This window comes from Acetobacteroides hydrogenigenes (assembly GCF_004340205.1).
GTDB classification, from domain to species: Bacteria; Bacteroidota; Bacteroidia; order Bacteroidales; family ZOR0009; genus Acetobacteroides; species Acetobacteroides hydrogenigenes.
The window spans coordinates 209,997-225,727 of the sequence record NZ_SLWB01000003.1; the positions used below are offsets into that span (position 1 = coordinate 209,997).

The 15,731-nt window shown below is 39.2% G+C and carries 17 protein-coding genes and 3 tRNA genes; 12 read left to right on the forward strand and 8 right to left on the reverse strand.

Annotated features, from left to right (window positions below; translation table 11 throughout):
• Positions 1–124: 124 nt before the first annotated feature.
• Together CLV25_RS04980 and CLV25_RS04985 are read right to left on the reverse strand one after the other, a co-directional pair.
• Positions 125–1,426, reverse strand: coding sequence for a nucleoside permease (locus CLV25_RS04980; RefSeq protein ID WP_131838535.1), 1,302 nt, complete (start codon positions 1,424–1,426; stop codon positions 125–127).
• Positions 1,427–1,678: 252 nt separating this feature from the next.
• Positions 1,679–1,752 (reverse strand) — tRNA-Met (locus CLV25_RS04985).
• 272 nt (positions 1,753–2,024) lie between these two features.
• Between CLV25_RS04985 and CLV25_RS04990 the strand changes: the two genes are divergently transcribed.
• The 3 genes from CLV25_RS04990 to fmt all read left to right on the forward strand — a co-directional run bounded on the left by CLV25_RS04990 (position 2,025) and on the right by fmt (position 5,902).
• Complete coding sequence (locus CLV25_RS04990; RefSeq protein ID WP_131838536.1) at positions 2,025–3,545, forward strand: LptF/LptG family permease; 1,521 nt, start codon at positions 2,025–2,027, stop codon at positions 3,543–3,545.
• Between the two features lie 108 nt (positions 3,546–3,653).
• A complete protein-coding gene (locus CLV25_RS04995) occupies positions 3,654–4,934 on the forward strand; it encodes a bifunctional 3,4-dihydroxy-2-butanone-4-phosphate synthase/GTP cyclohydrolase II (protein WP_243649599.1) in 1,281 nt (426 codons plus the stop codon).
• Positions 4,935–4,939: 5 nt separating this feature from the next.
• Positions 4,940–5,902 carry a methionyl-tRNA formyltransferase gene (gene fmt / locus CLV25_RS05000; protein WP_131838537.1) on the forward strand — a complete coding sequence of 321 codons (963 nt, stop codon included), beginning with the start codon at positions 4,940–4,942 and terminating at the stop codon, positions 5,900–5,902.
• Positions 5,903–5,923: 21 nt separating this feature from the next.
• On the opposite strand, the gene CLV25_RS05005 is transcribed toward fmt, so the two are convergent.
• Genes CLV25_RS05005 through CLV25_RS05020 form a run of 4 tightly spaced genes read right to left on the reverse strand, consistent with a single transcriptional unit; the run spans position 5,924 to position 7,915 of the window.
• On the reverse strand, positions 5,924–6,664 hold the full coding sequence (locus CLV25_RS05005; RefSeq protein WP_131838538.1) for a tRNA threonylcarbamoyladenosine dehydratase: 741 nt from the start codon (positions 6,662–6,664) through the stop codon (positions 5,924–5,926).
• A complete protein-coding gene (locus tag CLV25_RS05010) occupies positions 6,664–7,299 on the reverse strand; it encodes a TatD family hydrolase (RefSeq protein ID WP_131838539.1) in 636 nt (211 codons plus the stop codon). The genes CLV25_RS05005 and CLV25_RS05010 overlap by 1 nt, the downstream gene beginning before the upstream one ends.
• Before the next feature lie 2 nt (positions 7,300–7,301).
• Complete coding sequence (locus CLV25_RS05015) at positions 7,302–7,685, reverse strand: co-chaperone GroES (protein ID WP_131838540.1); 384 nt, start codon at positions 7,683–7,685, stop codon at positions 7,302–7,304.
• A gap of 47 nt (positions 7,686–7,732) precedes the next feature.
• The gene (locus CLV25_RS05020) at positions 7,733–7,915 is read right to left on the reverse strand and encodes a MarR family transcriptional regulator (protein WP_131838541.1); all 183 of its coding nucleotides are present in this window, start codon (positions 7,913–7,915) and stop codon (positions 7,733–7,735) included.
• Positions 7,916–8,295: 380 nt separating this feature from the next.
• Between CLV25_RS05020 and CLV25_RS05025 the strand changes: the two genes are divergently transcribed.
• From CLV25_RS05025 to CLV25_RS05040, 4 genes are all read left to right on the forward strand, one after another.
• A tRNA-Glu gene (locus tag CLV25_RS05025) sits at positions 8,296–8,367 on the forward strand.
• A 150-nt stretch (positions 8,368–8,517) separates the two neighbouring features.
• Positions 8,518–8,589 (forward strand) — tRNA-Glu (locus tag CLV25_RS05030).
• Between the two features lie 97 nt (positions 8,590–8,686).
• Positions 8,687–9,559: a nucleoside phosphorylase gene (locus CLV25_RS05035; RefSeq protein WP_131838542.1), complete on the forward strand. Its 873-nt coding sequence runs from the start codon at positions 8,687–8,689 to the stop codon at positions 9,557–9,559.
• Positions 9,560–9,567: 8 nt separating this feature from the next.
• Complete coding sequence (locus CLV25_RS05040; RefSeq protein WP_165876989.1) at positions 9,568–10,431, forward strand: transglutaminase-like domain-containing protein; 864 nt, start codon at positions 9,568–9,570, stop codon at positions 10,429–10,431.
• Here the strand turns inward: CLV25_RS05040 and CLV25_RS16160 are convergent.
• Positions 10,428–10,634, reverse strand: coding sequence for a (2Fe-2S)-binding protein (locus tag CLV25_RS16160; protein ID WP_131838544.1), 207 nt, complete (start codon positions 10,632–10,634; stop codon positions 10,428–10,430). The genes CLV25_RS05040 and CLV25_RS16160 overlap by 4 nt on opposite strands.
• A 94-nt stretch (positions 10,635–10,728) precedes the next feature.
• On the opposite strand from CLV25_RS16160, the gene rpsF reads away from it, so the two are divergent.
• From rpsF to CLV25_RS05065, 4 genes are all read left to right on the forward strand, one after another.
• Positions 10,729–11,082: a 30S ribosomal protein S6 gene (rpsF, locus tag CLV25_RS05050; RefSeq protein ID WP_131838545.1), complete on the forward strand. Its 354-nt coding sequence runs from the start codon at positions 10,729–10,731 to the stop codon at positions 11,080–11,082.
• Positions 11,083–11,085: 3 nt separating this feature from the next.
• The gene (rpsR, locus tag CLV25_RS05055) at positions 11,086–11,355 is read left to right on the forward strand and encodes a 30S ribosomal protein S18 (RefSeq protein ID WP_131838546.1); all 270 of its coding nucleotides are present in this window, start codon (positions 11,086–11,088) and stop codon (positions 11,353–11,355) included.
• 21 nt (positions 11,356–11,376) lie between these two features.
• Positions 11,377–11,817 carry a 50S ribosomal protein L9 gene (gene rplI / locus CLV25_RS05060; protein ID WP_131838547.1) on the forward strand — a complete coding sequence of 147 codons (441 nt, stop codon included), beginning with the start codon at positions 11,377–11,379 and terminating at the stop codon, positions 11,815–11,817.
• Between the two features lie 119 nt (positions 11,818–11,936).
• On the forward strand, positions 11,937–14,450 hold the full coding sequence (locus tag CLV25_RS05065) for a helix-turn-helix domain-containing protein (RefSeq protein WP_131838548.1): 2,514 nt from the start codon (positions 11,937–11,939) through the stop codon (positions 14,448–14,450).
• A gap of 49 nt (positions 14,451–14,499) precedes the next feature.
• Here CLV25_RS05065 and CLV25_RS05070 read toward each other — a convergent pair whose 3' ends face one another.
• Positions 14,500–15,003 carry a C40 family peptidase gene (locus CLV25_RS05070; protein ID WP_165876990.1) on the reverse strand — a complete coding sequence of 168 codons (504 nt, stop codon included), beginning with the start codon at positions 15,001–15,003 and terminating at the stop codon, positions 14,500–14,502.
• A 241-nt stretch (positions 15,004–15,244) separates the two neighbouring features.
• Here CLV25_RS05070 and CLV25_RS05075 point away from each other — a divergent pair, with 241 nt between their 5' ends.
• Positions 15,245–15,727: a GAF domain-containing protein gene (locus CLV25_RS05075; protein ID WP_131838550.1), complete on the forward strand. Its 483-nt coding sequence runs from the start codon at positions 15,245–15,247 to the stop codon at positions 15,725–15,727.
• The last annotated feature ends 4 nt before the right edge of the window (positions 15,728–15,731 follow it).

Genomic DNA, 15,731 nt, shown 5'->3' on the forward strand with positions numbered 1-15,731 from the left:
GACTTTTTTGCTAGAAATACCTATCTATATTTATAGTCTATAAGATTTTGTCTGCATTGCATCGTTATGTTGAGAAATAAAAAAGGAGGCGAACAGCCTCCTTTTTTATTTTCATCAACGAAACCTAAATTTTAGATGCCGATGCTTGCATTTCTTTCTCAGATTCCATATTTGTCGAATTAGATTGCTCTGAAACGTTTGGGTTGTGCTTATGCTTAAAGAAAAAGGCAAATAGAATTGCAACTGTTAACGCATAGATAGCAAATATTAGCCAGATCCCGTTCCAATCTTTAATGCCGTTATGTGTAAAGTATTTGTCGATAATAATTCCGCTTGATAGGCTTCCCATTACAGCGCCAAATCCGTTCGTCATCATCATGAACAACCCTTGAGCACTAGAACGAATTTTTGCATCGGTTGTAGTTTCAACAAACAGTGAGCCTGAAATGTTAAAGAAATCGAATGCCATGCCGTATACGATACACGAAAGAATGATCATCCAAAGGCCTTCTTGAGGATCGCCAAACGCAAACAGCCCAAATCTAAGTACCCAAGCAAGCATACTAATGAGCATTACATTTTTAATTCCAAATCGTTTCAAGAAAAATGGAATGGCTAGAATAAATAGCGTTTCGGATATCTGAGATATGGACATGATGATAGTAGAATACTTTACCACAAATGAATCTGCATATTCTGGGATATTCTTAAAATCATCTAAGAAAGTGTCTCCGTAGGCGTTAGTTAGTTGTAGCGCTGCTCCAAGGAACATAGAGAAAATAAAGAAGAGCGCCATTTTGTAGTTGGCAAATAGTTTAAATGCATTGAGACCAAAGCTCTCCACCCATGATTTACCGGCTGCTGAGCCCTTTTGTGGAGGACATTTAGGGAGGGTAAACGAGAAAAGGAATAGAATTACCGAAGCTGTTGCTGAAATGTAGAATTGAAACTCTGTTGCTTTGTTTCCTGAAAGATTGGTAACCCACATTGCAACAATAAAACCTACGGTTCCCCAAACGCGGATTGGAGGAAATGATTTAATTACATCGTATCCGTTGCTTTTAAGCGCATTGTATGCTATAGAGTTTGATAGCGCAATGGTTGGCATGTAAAAGAACATTGCTAAGAGCATTATAATGAAGAAATGCTCTGGGTTTCCTGCAAGTGTTAAGCAAAAAATGAAGCCTCCACTAAGTAGATGAATTGCTCCATATAGTTTTTCTGCATTAATCCAGCGATCGGCAATGATACCAATTAGAGCAGGCATGAAAATAGAGGAAATGCCCATTGTAGAAAATATAGCCCCAAATTCGGAGCCACTCCATTGCTTTGTTGCAAACCAGTAGTTGCCAATAGTTATAAGCCAAGCTCCCCACACAAAGAACTGTAAGAAACTCATTAGCGTAAGACGATTCTTTATTCCCATATTGTGTCTGTTAACGGTTGATTTGTAATTAAGGTAAAAGGGTGATGAATTTAGCAAAAAATAGTATACGCAAACCGTTTCGAGAATATTTTCTGTTTAAAAAGTAAAAAAGAGGGAAATTTTCGATTAGTTCAACAAAATTGGAAGTGAGGAATGGCATAACAAAAAAAGGCACTCCGTAAAGAAGTACCTTTTTCCCCAAAACTAACTATTAACTAATAACTAAAAGAAACCCTGCCGTGACAGGAGTCGTAGCGAGAGACGGGCTTGAACCGTCGACCTCATGATTATGAATCATGCGCTCTAACCAGCTGAGCTACCTCGCCATCTTTTCTGAGGTGTTACCCTCTCGATTGCGGATGCAAAGGTAGGTATATTTTCTATTCTTGCAAGAGTTGTAATGAAAAAAAAGCACGATGAATACTGAACAAAGGAAGTCGTATAGGTGCATTTGAAAGGTTATGAATACTTTAGTTTGTTCATTTTTTTTGCGAAAAGTATCTATGGATTTTAGGATTCTATGATTCTTGTTTTTGCGAAATGCCTTTTCGATAGTTTTATCCCTGTTATCATTAAATAGGATTAAAGGCAGTGAGGCTTGGAAAAATCGTTTAACTTTGCGCATAAATCCATCTTTGGTAAAAATTACGAGATAACATACCATTCGTCGATGAAGGCATTAGATAGGTTTGTCCTAAAACATTTTTTTGGTCCATTTACGCTTAGCTTTGTGCTGGTGATGTTTGTGCTGCTTATGCAATTCTTGTGGAAGTGGGTAGACGAACTGGTAGGAAAGGGGCTAGATTGGACTGTTTTCGTGGAGCTTATGACCTATATAGGTATAAGCTTAATGCCGCTGGCATTGCCCCTAGCCATGCTGCTTTCCACACTTATGGCCATGGGGAATATGGGCGAGAATAACGAAACGTTAGCCCTTAAAGCAGCAGGTGTTTCTTTAGCACGTATTATGAGTCCACTCTTTTTTACGGTGGCGATTTTTACTGTTGGTGCGTTTTTTCTATCCAACAACGTAGTACCATACATAAATTTAAAAGCATTCTCGTTACTCTACGATGTACAGCAGAAGCGACCAGAGTTGCAAATACGCGAAGGTGTATTTTACAATGGAATCCCTAATATAAGCCTTAAGATTGGGGCGAAAGACGAGAAAACCAACCTTTTAAAACGAATTCTTATTTATAACCATAAGCAAGCAAATGGAAACGTTGATGTTACATATGCCGATTCTGGTTACATGAAGATTACGGATGATCAGCGTTACCTCGTAGTAACCCTCTATAATGGGAATACCTATCAAGATGAGCAAGGATCTGCTACTCCAGATGCTTATGAGAAGAAGCCTTTTCGTCACACATATTTTGGGAAGCAGCAAATTATTGTAGAAATTAATAACTACAAGTTTGATAGGACCAATGAGAACCTATTTAAGGATAGTGAGCGCATGCAGAATATCGATCAACTCGCTAAAAGTCGTGACTCGCTCGATAAGCAACGTCAGTATAAGGTGAGCATGTATCTGAGTGGATTCCTTCATACGGGCTATTTTAGGAAGGCGAATGAGATTGATACAACTCTTAAAACAAAAGCGCTTGAAAAACTAGAGACTTTTAAATTCGATTCGACCTATAAGTCGCTTGACAACCGAATGAAGATGCAAGTTGTGGATAATGCTCTTTCGAGTGCTCAGTCTGCCCAACAATATATTACGTCTAACAGTTGGGATTTGCAGTTAAATACGGAGCAGATAAATAGAATGGGCGTGGAAATGAATAAGAAGTTTACCCTCTCGTTAGCGGCACTGCTCTTCTTCTTTATTGGTGCTCCTCTCGGGGCTATTATCCGTAAAGGGGGCTTCGGAATGCCAATTGTTGTTTCAGTCCTATTCTTCATTGCTTACTACATAATTTCAATAACAGGGGAGAAGTTTGCACGCGAAGGCGTATGGTCTATTTTTGCAGGAACTTGGTTCTCATCATTTATATTACTGGCTATAGGTATATTCTTGTCATATAAGTCGATGAACGAATCGCAGATGTTTAACACTGACGCGTACGTGCAATTCTTTAAGCGGATTGTTCGCTTTAAGCAAAGAAAGTAAAACTTCAAAAGTTGCCTGAAAGGCAACTTTTGAAGTTTTTATAGTTCTAATTACTTTATTTCAAGCAGGAAAAAGAGTTAATTTTGCCTTGATAATCATTAATTCAGCATGAAAAATTCAGAAAAGATGTCTGAAGTTCAAGATAACCCAAATCGTTTTAAATTGAATACCATTGCAGAAGCATTGGTTGAACTAAAGAGTGGACGACCTATTATTGTGGTCGATAACGAAGATCGGGAGAACGAAGGCGATTTTGTGGTCGCTGCCGAAACAATTACCCCCGAACTTGTAAACTTTATGGCAACACATGGGCGTGGGCTTATTTGTGCTGCGCTTACCGAGCAGCGTTGCGAAGAATTGGAGCTGGAAATGATGGTAGGCCGTAATTCTTCTCTTCACGAAACGGCGTTTACTGTTTCGGTTGATTTACTTGGAAATGGCTGTACAACAGGTATCTCGGCAAGCGATAGAGCAAAGACCATTAAAGCATTAGTAGATCGAAATACGAAGCCAGAGGATTTAGGACGTCCGGGGCACATCTTTCCTTTAAAGGCAAAGGAGAAAGGCGTCCTTCGTCGTCCAGGTCATACCGAAGCTGTTGTTGACCTTACCCGAATGGCAGGTTTATACCCTGGAGGTGCGCTTGTCGAGATTATGAATGAAGATGGAACAATGGCTCGTCTACCCGAACTGGTTGAAATAGCAAAGAAATTTGATCTAAAAATTGTTTCCATAGCCGATCTCATAAAACTTCGTCTAGAGCAAGAAAGTCTTATAGAGAAGGGTGAAAAGGTTATGATGCCAACAGAATTTGGTACTTTTTCGCTTATCCCATTCCGACAAAAAAGTAATGGATTGGAGCACGTCGCTCTTATTAAAGGAGAATGGACTGAAGATGAGGCTGTACTTGTACGTGTTCACTCATCCTGTGTAACTGGTGATATCTTTGGCTCGTATCGTTGCGATTGTGGACCTCAGCTGCACGAAGCGCTTCGTATGGTTGATAAGGAAGGCAAAGGAGCCGTTGTTTACATGAACCAGGAAGGACGAGGAATTGGGCTATTCAATAAGATTCATGCCTATAAGCTTCAGGAAGAGGGGTACGATACCGTAGAGGCAAACCTTATGCTAGGCTTTGGCTCCGACGAGCGCGATTATGGTGTTGGTGCTGCAATTCTTCGTGAACTTGGCATTAAAAAAATGCGCCTTATGACCAATAACCCAACGAAGAGAGTCGGTCTTGAAGGATACGGTTTGGAGATAGTAGAGAATGTTGCAATTGTTATAGAGCCTAACGAGCATAACGAGTTTTACCTTAAGACTAAGGAAGAAAAGATGGGACACTGGTTAGGACTCTTTAAAACAAAAGCCGAGCATAATAATAAGTAGTACAGATGAAGAGGCTACGCATTGTATTTATGGGGACTCCTGAGTTTGCAGTGGCATCGCTCAATGCGCTGCTCAATAGCCAACACGAGGTGGTTGCGGTGGTAACGGTTCCGGATAAACCCGCTGGTCGTGGGCAAAAACTACACCAGTCAGATGTAAAGCAGTTTGCTGTAAGCAAAGGACTTCCAGTTCTTCAGCCCGAGAAATTGCGTGATGAAGCCTTTTTGGAAGAACTTAGAGGGTATGCCGCAGATTTGTTTGTAGTGGTTGCCTTTAGAATGCTTCCTGAGGTAGTTTGGCAAATGCCTCCTATTGGGACGTTTAATTTGCACGGTTCTCTGCTCCCTCGTTACCGTGGTGCTGCTCCAATTAATTGGGCCATTATTAATGGCGATAGCAAGTCCGGTGTTACTACATTCTTCCTTAAACACGAAATAGATACAGGAAATATTCTTTTTCAGGAAGAGGTTGAGATAGGCTCTGAAGATAATGCCGGTGTCCTACATGATAATCTGATGGAGGTCGGGGCTAAACTTGTTGTAAAAACAGCGAATGCAATTGCCAACGGTGATGCGAAGTTCATTGATCAGGAAGAGCTTATTAAGCGCGGTAATGAACCTGTTCATGCCCCTAAAATATTTAAGGAAGATTGCCGTATTGTATGGTCGAATGGGGTAGATGCGATACATAACCGCATTCGAGGTTTGTCTCCATATCCTGCTGCTTGGTTCGAAATGGTTAAGGAAGAACATTCTGTAAATGTAAAAGTATATAAGTCGCAAAAGGAGAAAATTTTGCATAGTCATTCAATTGGAACGATTGTTTCTGATGGGAAAAACTTTGTAAAGGTAGCCTGTGCCGATGGCTATATTTCTATAGCAGAGTTGCAGCTTGCAGGCAAGAAGCGAATGCCTGTAAAAGATTTTCTTCTAGGCTTTAAAGATATCACGAACTATACTGCACAATAAACATAATAAGAAAGGAGGGCGTTAGTCCTCCTTTCTTATTTCTATCTCGCCAAGGAGCCCTCTAATAACAACTGAAGCACAGTGGCATCCAAATAGCGGTGGCATGTAAGAGATGGTTCCAACCGTTGATTTTTTATTCTGTTCGTTTTCTACTAGGATTACTGCTTCTGGGCGTGCTAGTTCAGAAGAGAATACCACTTGGAATCCTTTTTTTATGCCTAGTTTCCCTAGTCGTTTGCGAAGCATATGGGCAAGAGGACAATGGTGCGATTTGGAAATATCTTTTATTTCAATTTTGGTAGGATCAGTTTTTGCTCCTGCCCCCATGCTGCTTACGAGCGGTATCTTGCGATCTAACGTTTTCTTAATAAGGTTAACCTTGGGTGCAAGTGTGTCAATGCAGTCAACAACGAAATCGAATTTTGCAGAATCAAGCAGAATGTCTGTTTCTTCGTCCTTAATATATTTGGCGATTACGTTTAGCTTAATCTTTGGGTTGATGTCCAATAATCGGGATTGCATAACATCCGATTTTAGCAATCCATGGGTTGATTCCAATGCCGGCAGCTGCCTGTTTCGGTTTGAAGGTGAAATCACGTCGGCATCAACAATAGTCATCTCTCCAACTCCTGCGCGGCAGATCATTTCGGCAGCATATGCACCAACACCTCCCAACCCAACTACTAATACGTGTGCCTTTTCTAGTTTTTTATAGTTCTCTTCTCCAATAAGAAGGAGTGTTCGCTCGTTCCAGTTGCTCATTAAAATAAGTTTGTGTAGTTATTGTAGAGTTGCTCTCTTAATACTTTAATATCTATGCTTATAGCCTTAGATGCCAAAGTGTAGACATCTTCAATTTCAGTGCCGCTTTCGTCTGTTTCTAAGAAAAGCCTATTAGCGGGTATGCTTCTAATAAGAGTAGTACCTTTGGAACGCTGAAGTTCCCTTATTCCCATAGAAAAGAAGGTGTTATAAGGTAGTAAACATCGAAGGATTTGTTGGCTAGCATAAAACCCATGGAAAATATAGGTTATCTTTTTATATTTCGGAATGATTGCAAGCATGTCTGAATATGCCTTAACGCAGTGAATCATAACTGGTAGACTATGCTTTTTAGCGATGTCCAGCTGTGCTAAAAAAATTTTAGTTTGTTTGCTGATAGGAATTTTAATTGCTCTATCTAATCCAATTTCACCCAGTGCAACAATTTCATCTAGGTAGGGACTAAATTTGAGTTCTAAATTGCTGGTTGAAATGTCTGAATGCCATGGATGTATCCCTATACTAAAAGGCTTTTGTATCTCCGCTATATTTTCACCTAAAAAGGCCGAAGTAACTGTGATATTACTACTTCGGCACTTGTTATGCGAGTGGATGTCTACAAAGGGTACTTCCATTGCTATTGGAAGAGATCTTGATTGCTAATAATGAGCAGAATGGAGTTGTGAGGTACAATAAAAAATTTTTCTCCATTCAGTTCAACTTCCCAAGCGCTGCTTTGCAGATAAACAACCAAATCTCCTTCAAGAGGTTGAAGGGGGACGTATTTTACTTGCTCCTTGTTATCTTTCCATGGCTCATCCGGATCGGTAATAGCAGGAATAGGATAGCCTGGGCCTACTGTAACAACGTAGCCTGCTTGGATGTACTCCTTTTCTTGTACGCCAGGAGGAAGAAATAGACCCGTCTTGGTTCTATCCTGTTCGCTTTTAGGTTTAACAAGTACGCGATCGCCAACTAAAGCTATATTCGAAAAGTTGACATTGTCGATTGAAAGAGGCATTAAATGGATTCTTAAAAGTTCTGACAATTAAATTGGAGGAAATGTTTTTAAGAATGCTTTAGCTCGTAGTAGCATCGTTTAGGCGATACGAGCGCACCTTCTTTTACCATTTCCTTGATAATCTTGTCGGTTTCTTTTTTATCAACATTAGCCAGTTCTGCTGCTTCTCCTGACTTTAATGGTTTGCCAGCTTGGGTAAAGGCCTGAACAATTTTTTCTTTGTTTTCCATAACTTGTCCTTTTTAAAATTGCAAAATTGCGAGTTTTACGGATGTATTCAAATAGTTAAAGGTATTAATTAATGCATATGCTTTGCAATAAATATACTAGAATGCTAACTTTTTGTGGTTATTTGGAGAGTTCTATAATTATACTAGAGAATAAACACCGCATGTTATTTTTTTTCTGTTTGATGTTTTTAACGGGTGAGATGCGGTGTTTTTAACGTGTTGTTTGTCAGTTTTTAATTAGAGGTGTTTGTTGCTTGTAACCTTTAAATCGATTCGTTTCGATTACACTTCGTGATGTTTTTTATAGTTAGGTCTTGTAAGTATGAAAATTTGAACTACCTTTGCACTCGCAATCAGGATAAGGGGTTGTACCGCAAAATGGTCCATTCGTCTAGGGGTTAGGACGCAAGATTTTCATTCTTGTAACAGGGGTTCGATTCCCCTATGGACTACAAAGACTACTGAGAAGTAGCCTTTTTTATTTAGTGAAATTAGATGTTAATTTTATTAAGTAAAGTGCGCAGAATTAATTGCGAAAAGTTGTTTTTGCAAATGTATGATCTTTGCACTTGCAATCCGAATAGTTGATTGCACCACAAGATGGTCCATTCGTCTAGGGGTTAGGACGCAAGATTTTCATTCTTGTAACAGGGGTTCGATTCCCCTATGGACTACAAAGGCTACCAAGCGGTAGCCTTTTTTATTTTCAATTTGTTTGGTAAAAATTGAAAGTTTACTAACTTTAATTTCTAACCTAAAAAAGTAAGTAATATGCGGGTAATTGAACCTTCAGAACTATTGATTAAAGATGATGGAAGTATTTACCATTTACACCTCCGTCCAGAACAACTTGCCGATGTTGTTATACTAGTAGGCGATCCTGGCCGAGTTGAGACTGTAGCCTCGTTTTTTGGTGAGATTGAATGTAAAGTCTCAAATAGAGAGTTTTATACCATTACAGGTAAGTACAATAACAAGAGAGTATCTGTAGTATCAACAGGTATTGGTACGGATAATATTGATATTGTAGTTAATGAACTTGATGCGCTGGTAAACATAGACTTCGCAACACGTACCATTAAACCAGAACATAAAAAGTTGACCTTGGTGAGACTAGGTACTTCGGGAGCTATTCAAGGGGATATTCCGTTGGGAGCCCATTTGTTATCGGCTATTTCTGTTGGTTTTGATGGGCTTTTGAACTTTTATGGCAATCGAGATTCGGTTTGTGAACTGGAACTTGAAGATGAATTTAAGCACCATGTTGGCTGGAACCCTAAACTTACAAGTCCCTATTTTGTTTCGTCTTCTAAAGAACTTTTAGACCTCTTTGCTGGTTTTACCATAGCAGGAACAACCATTTCGGCTCCTGGATTTTATGGTCCTCAAGGAAGGGTGCTTCGTTTGCCTCTTGCTGATCCGAATATCAACGAAAAAATAGAATCTTTCGAGCATAACGGAGTCAAAATAACAAATTTCGAAATGGAAAGCTCTGCGCTTGCAGGATTGGCTAAGTTGTTGGGACATGATGCTACTACAATTTGTACTATCATTGCCAATAGAGTAAATAAAACAGCTCTTGCCAATTATTCTCAGGCCGTAAACGAGATGATTGAAAAAACTCTTAAGTGCTTGCTACCGTAAAATTTATGGTGAACGAGGAAGTAAAAGCGTTAATTGCTCTTATAGATGATCCCTCTCCGGATGTTTTCGAAGCGGTATCCCAGCGCTTGTTCGAATTGGGTCGAGATGCAATCCCTAGTCTCGAAGAATTCTGGGCGCATTCGGCTACAGAACGGCAACAACGGCTTATCGAAAACGTACTTCAGCGCATAAACGACAATTTGATGGGCGATGAGGTACAACGATGGGTTGATAGTAGATGCTCAAACATTATAGAGGGGGCTCATTTGGTCGCTCTGCTGCTTTTCCCTGAACTGCAGTTGGCTGACTTGAAGGATCAGGTTGAACAAATGTCGAAAGAGGTTTGGCTTGGGATTAGCAGCAATCTTACGGCTTTCGAAAAGGTGAAGGTTATCAACCATGTACTTTACGAGAAATATCATTTTTCGCCAGATCCATTAAATCTTTTTGCGCCACACTACTTTGCTTTAAACCATGTTATTCTTACCCAGAAGGGCAATCCACTAAGTTTGTCGCTGCTGTATATGGCTGTAGGACAACAACTGGGAATGCCTATTTACGGGATAAGCTTACCTCGTAACTTTATTTTGGCGTATAAAGACCCTTATCATGGAGATGATGAGGGTCTTCCTGTTTCTCAACGAGTGCTCTTTTACATAAACCCGTTTAATAGAGGGAGCGTTCTAAGCAAAAAGGAAATAGACTACTATTTGAATCAGATTAAGGAGGCACCTCAAGAATCATATTACTTGCCCTGCGACAATAGAACATCTATAGTTAAAATTCTAGAGAATTTGAAGCTGGTTTATGAACAAGCGAAAAATGATGTGCAGGTGCATCGAATTGAGATGATACTTAATAAGCTTGCTTAATCAAATTTGATTCTTAGTTGAGAGTTTTTATTGAATATTTTGGTTTGCTCTTTTTCTAGCATGCTAATAATTACATTTTTACATCTACCGCAACCCGTGGATGCCTTGGTTTTAATTTGAATGTCAGTAATTGATTGGGCTCCATTTTTAATGGCGGAAAGAATCTCTTTTTTTGTTACTCCTTTACAGCTGCAAATAATCATAGAATAAAGTTAACTGAAGGTGAAATAATTTGCGAATTAAGTAAAAAGGCGTAACTTTGCGACCTATTTTAACAAAACAATAAAACAACGTCGTATGTTAAATCAGTACGAAACCGTTTTCATCCTAACTCCCGTTTTATCTGACACCCAGGTAAAGGAAACGGTAACCAAGTTTAAAAACGTGATCGCTGAAAATGGTGGCGAGATCGTTTACGAAGAAGATTGGGGCCTTAAGAAATTAGCTTACCCTATCAACAAGAAAACTACAGGTTTTTACTACCTTATTGAGTTTAAGGCCAATGGCGAAACCATTGATAAGTTAGAAACTCAGTATCGTCGTGACGAGCGCGTAATTCGCTTCTTAACTTTCAAATTGGATAAGTTTGCTGCTGAATACGCTATTAAGAGAAGAAGTAATAAATCTGTAGAAAAAAAAGTGGAGGAATAAGCCATGGCTCAAGGACAAAGCGAAATCAGATATCTTAACCCACCTACAGTAGACGTTAAGAAGAAGAAGTACTGCCGTTTCAAAAAGAATGGCATTAAGTATGTAGACTATAAGGATCCAGAATTCCTTAAGAAATTCTTGAACGAGCAAGGTCGAATTCTTCCTCGCCGTATCACTGGAACTTCTCTTAAATTCCAACGTAGAGTTGCTCAAGCAGTTAAAAGAGCACGTCATCTTGCGCTGCTTCCATTTGTAACCGACATGTTGAAGTAAAAACCAGGAGGATTAGAAGAAATGGAAATCATACTAAAGCAAGATGTAGAGAACCTTGGTCACAAGGATGATGTAGTAGTGGTTCGTGATGGTTATGCTAATAACTTCCTTATTCCTACTGGTCAAGCAATCGTTGCCACTCCTTCTGCAAAGAAGATGCACGCTGAAAACCTTAAGCAACGTGCTCACAAAGAGGCTAAGATTAAGAACGATGCTATTGAATTAGGTAAGAAAATCGAGGAGCTAACCCTTACTATTGGCGCTAAGGTTTCTAATACTGGTAAGATCTTTGGATCTGTTAATAACATACAGATTGCAGAAGCTCTTGAAGCCGAAGGTTTCAGCATCGATCGTAAGATGATTGCTGTTAGCGATGTTAAGGAGGTTGGCACTTATACTGCTGATGTTAAGCTTCATCGCGAAGTGAAAGTTAAAGTAAACTTTACTGTTGTTGCTGAATAAGCAAAACGTGAAAATATGGAAAGGCCACCGCATTGCGGTGGCCTTTTTTATTTTTGTTCTAGCCAATAACCTATTTATTCGGTAAATTTATAGGCTATGATATCTATTTGTAAGTTTGTATGAAAGAAGAAGTAAATCAGCCGCTTAATTTAGCATTCGAGTACGTTAACTTCACAAGTAAAAATATTTTCCTGACAGGTAAGGCTGGTACAGGTAAAACAACTTTTCTTCATGACTTGAAAAAAGAATCTGTGAAGCGCATGATTGTGGTTGCACCTACGGGCGTTGCGGCAATAAACGCTGGTGGAGTTACAATTCATTCTTTCTTTCAATTGGCATTTGGTCCTCATATTCCAAAAGATTCAGAGGTTGATAGAGGAATTGAAATACCTGTTCTGGCTGATAATTTACCTTCATATCAAAAATTTAGCAAGGAGAAGATCAACATCATTCGTAGCCTTGATTTGCTGGTTATTGATGAAATAAGCATGGTTCGATCAGATTTGCTGGATGGAATTGATGAGGTTTTACGTCGCTACCGAAACCGCTACAAGCCGTTTGGAGGTGTACAACTTTTAATGATTGGTGATCTGCAGCAGCTCTCTCCTGTGGTAAAAGAAGATGAATGGTCGTTGCTTAATAAGTACTACGAGACGCCATTCTTTTTTAGTAGTCGTGCGCTTAGGCAAACAGAGCTTGTCTCGATAGAACTAAAGCACATTTATAGGCAGAGTGATGCTATATTTATTGATATTCTTAATAAGGTACGCGAGAACCATATTGATGAAGCAGCTCTTACCGAACTGAATAAACGATATATCCCGAACTTGGAAAGGAGAGATGGCGATGACTACATAACACTTACAACTCATAATAGTCAAGCTCATTCCATCAATGATGCTCAGCTGTCTAAAATTGGAAAGGAGAGTTTTAAGTATAGGGCTACGATAACAGGTAATTTCCCGGAATATTCCTATCCTACAGAGCAGGAACTTGAACTTAAAGTTGGTGCTCAGGTAATGTTTGTAAAGAACGACTCCTCGCCAGAAAAACTATTTTATAATGGTAAAATTGGGGTTGTTTCTGATATTGATGATGATGGAATTTGGGTGCAATGCTCAGATGATGATAGTCCTATAAACGTATTACTTGCCCGTTGGGATAATACGAAGTATTGTCTAGATCCGGCAACAGATGCGATAGTAGAAGAGGTTGTGGGTAGTTTCGAGCAGTATCCGTTGAAACTTGCATGGGCAATTACTATCCATAAAAGCCAAGGCTTGACTTTTGAAAAGGTTGTCGTTGATGCAAAGGCGGCATTTGCCAGTGGACAGGTGTACGTTGCTCTTAGCCGCTGTAAAACGTTGGAAGGTTTGGTACTTAGTTCTCCAATTTCATCTAATAACATTAAAACCGACTCTGTTGTTAAGTCTTTCTCCCAAAAGGTGGAAAAGAATGTACCAACGCTTCTGCATCTTGAGCAGGGTAAACGAGACTATCAAAAACAGCTGCTGCTAGAGTTATTTATGTTTGATTCCATTATTCGTTCGCTAAACTATTGTCGAAAGTTGTCAACTGAGCATTCCGATGCAATAAATGAAGTGCTTAGGACATCGATTCTTGGTATTATTAGTAGGTTTAAAGGTGAGGTGCTAGATGTATCTGATAAATTTAGAAATCAGCTGGTCTCTTTAGTTGCGCAAAATGAGGGTGATGTAGAAAATAATGATGTAATTAAGGAAAGAGTAAATAAGGGGTGTGCTTACTTTGCTGAAAAGATAAATGAAATTGCTTTAAAAGGAATCGAAAGTTTGTCTATTGATATCGACAATAAGGCGGTGAATAAGTCCTTTACCGATTCGATACGTAGGGTAGAGGATGAAATAAGAATAAAGTTGCAATGTTTAGGGGCTTTACAATCGGGGTTTAAAGTAAAAATCTACTTAGAGTCTCGTGCAAAGGCGTCAATAGATAAAGGAGTCGGAAAGGTTGAACGAAAAAAGACAGAATCGAAATTGCTTGCGAATGTTGTCAATCCGGAACTTTATCTTGCACTTAAATCGTGGCGCGAAAGTAAAGCAGAGGAACTCGATGTGCCTATTTATATGGTTTTTCCGCAAAAGACCCTTTACGACCTGCTTCTTAAGTTGCCGACAAAAATGGCTGATCTAAAAAGCATAAAGGGATTTGGAGATAAAAGACTTAAGCAATTTGGGCCTGAAATAATTGATATCATTGCCGACTATTGTGAGGATAATGGGTTGGCATACGAGAAATCGTATCAAATTGAATATTCAGAAAGGAAGGAGAAAAAGCAAAAAACTGCTGAAAAGGTCGATACAAAGAAGGTTTCTCTTGACCTTTTTAAGGAAGGCTTGACAATAGAGCGGATTGCGAGTGAAAGAGGTTTGGCTGTGTCAACAGTAGAAGGGCATCTCTCTCATTTTTTAGTTGCTGGAGAATTAGATATTTATCAAATTATAAACTCTAACAAAGTAGATAAGATTGTTGACTACTTTGAAAACCAAGCAGATCAAGGTCTCTTAGATGCAAAGATTGCGCTAGGGGATGATTGCTCTTATGGCGAGATACGAATGGTAAAAGCGTACCTTAGAAGTAAATATAATCTGTAGTAAAATAAAAAAGGCGCAAAAAGCGCCTTTTACTATAATTTTAGTTTTCTTAATTCTTTGAGGTTGAGGGATCAGGCATTACTCGCTTTGCTTTAATAAAGCGCTTTTTAAAGTAAGCAGACTTCGTAATATCTTCAACTACTACACCTCGAGAAGTAGAGGAATGGACCATAAGCACGCTACTGTCATTGGCTTGAACCACCATTCCAACATGTCCAACACCGCTTCTTCTTCCTCTGCCCTTAAAGAAAACAAGATCGCCTGGTTTTAAGGAACCTTTTTCTACTGATTCTCCAACTTTTGCCATCGCAGAACTACTTCGAGGAAGTTCTAACCCTTTTGATTTAAAAAGATGGCCTACGAATCCAGAACAATCAAATCCGGAAGAGGTTGATCCGCTATAGCGGTAAGGCGTTCCTAGGTACTGTTTAGAAAACGAAATAAGCCCTTCGACAACTGTGTCTGCAACATTAGTTAGCGCCTTTTCAAGGATGAACTTTTCCTTCTTTATAGCAGTAGAGTCGGCCTTACGAACTACATGTCGCTTATGCACACGTCTTGCTGAAGAATCAATAGATAGCAACAGCAAAAAAGCAACAGTCAGCGTTATTATAGTTGTTTTCGACATAAAACTAATTACTCTCGTTTTCTGCAAAAATAGAAGATTATTTTAGATAATCTAATTTTATCGAATATTTGCGATGCTACCATTTCAAATATGATTGCTACATTTGATGGCTCAAATGCTGAGATTAAGGCGTTTATACGAGGTGTTAATAAAATGTTAAACGTTTATGGCAGAGGATATTTTGATATCAGATAATGCAACAAAAGAGGAGAGCTACAAGGAACTTTTACCTCAAATAGAGGCTCTTGTTAGTTATGAGCAGGATCTTACAGCAAATCTTGCAAATATTGCCGCAGCCCTTAAGTTTGGCCTTAACTTTTTTTGGGTGGGGTTTTACAGGGTTGCTGATGGAGAACTTGTTTTAGGCCCTTTTCAGGGACCTGTTGCTTGTACTCGCATTGCTTATAATAAGGGCGTTTGCGGAGTTGCTTATGCGCAAAAGAAGACGATAGTGGTAGAGGATGTAGACAAATTTCCTGGACATATAGCTTGTAGCTCGCTATCTAAATCGGAAATTGTAGTGCCAATAATTAAAGGTGGGGAGGTGGCTCTTATTCTCGATATTGACAGTGAGTATCTTTCATCGTTCGATGAGATTGATGAAAGATACCTTAATGAGTTGGCCAAAATTATCAAGGAAAAGCTGTAGGCCT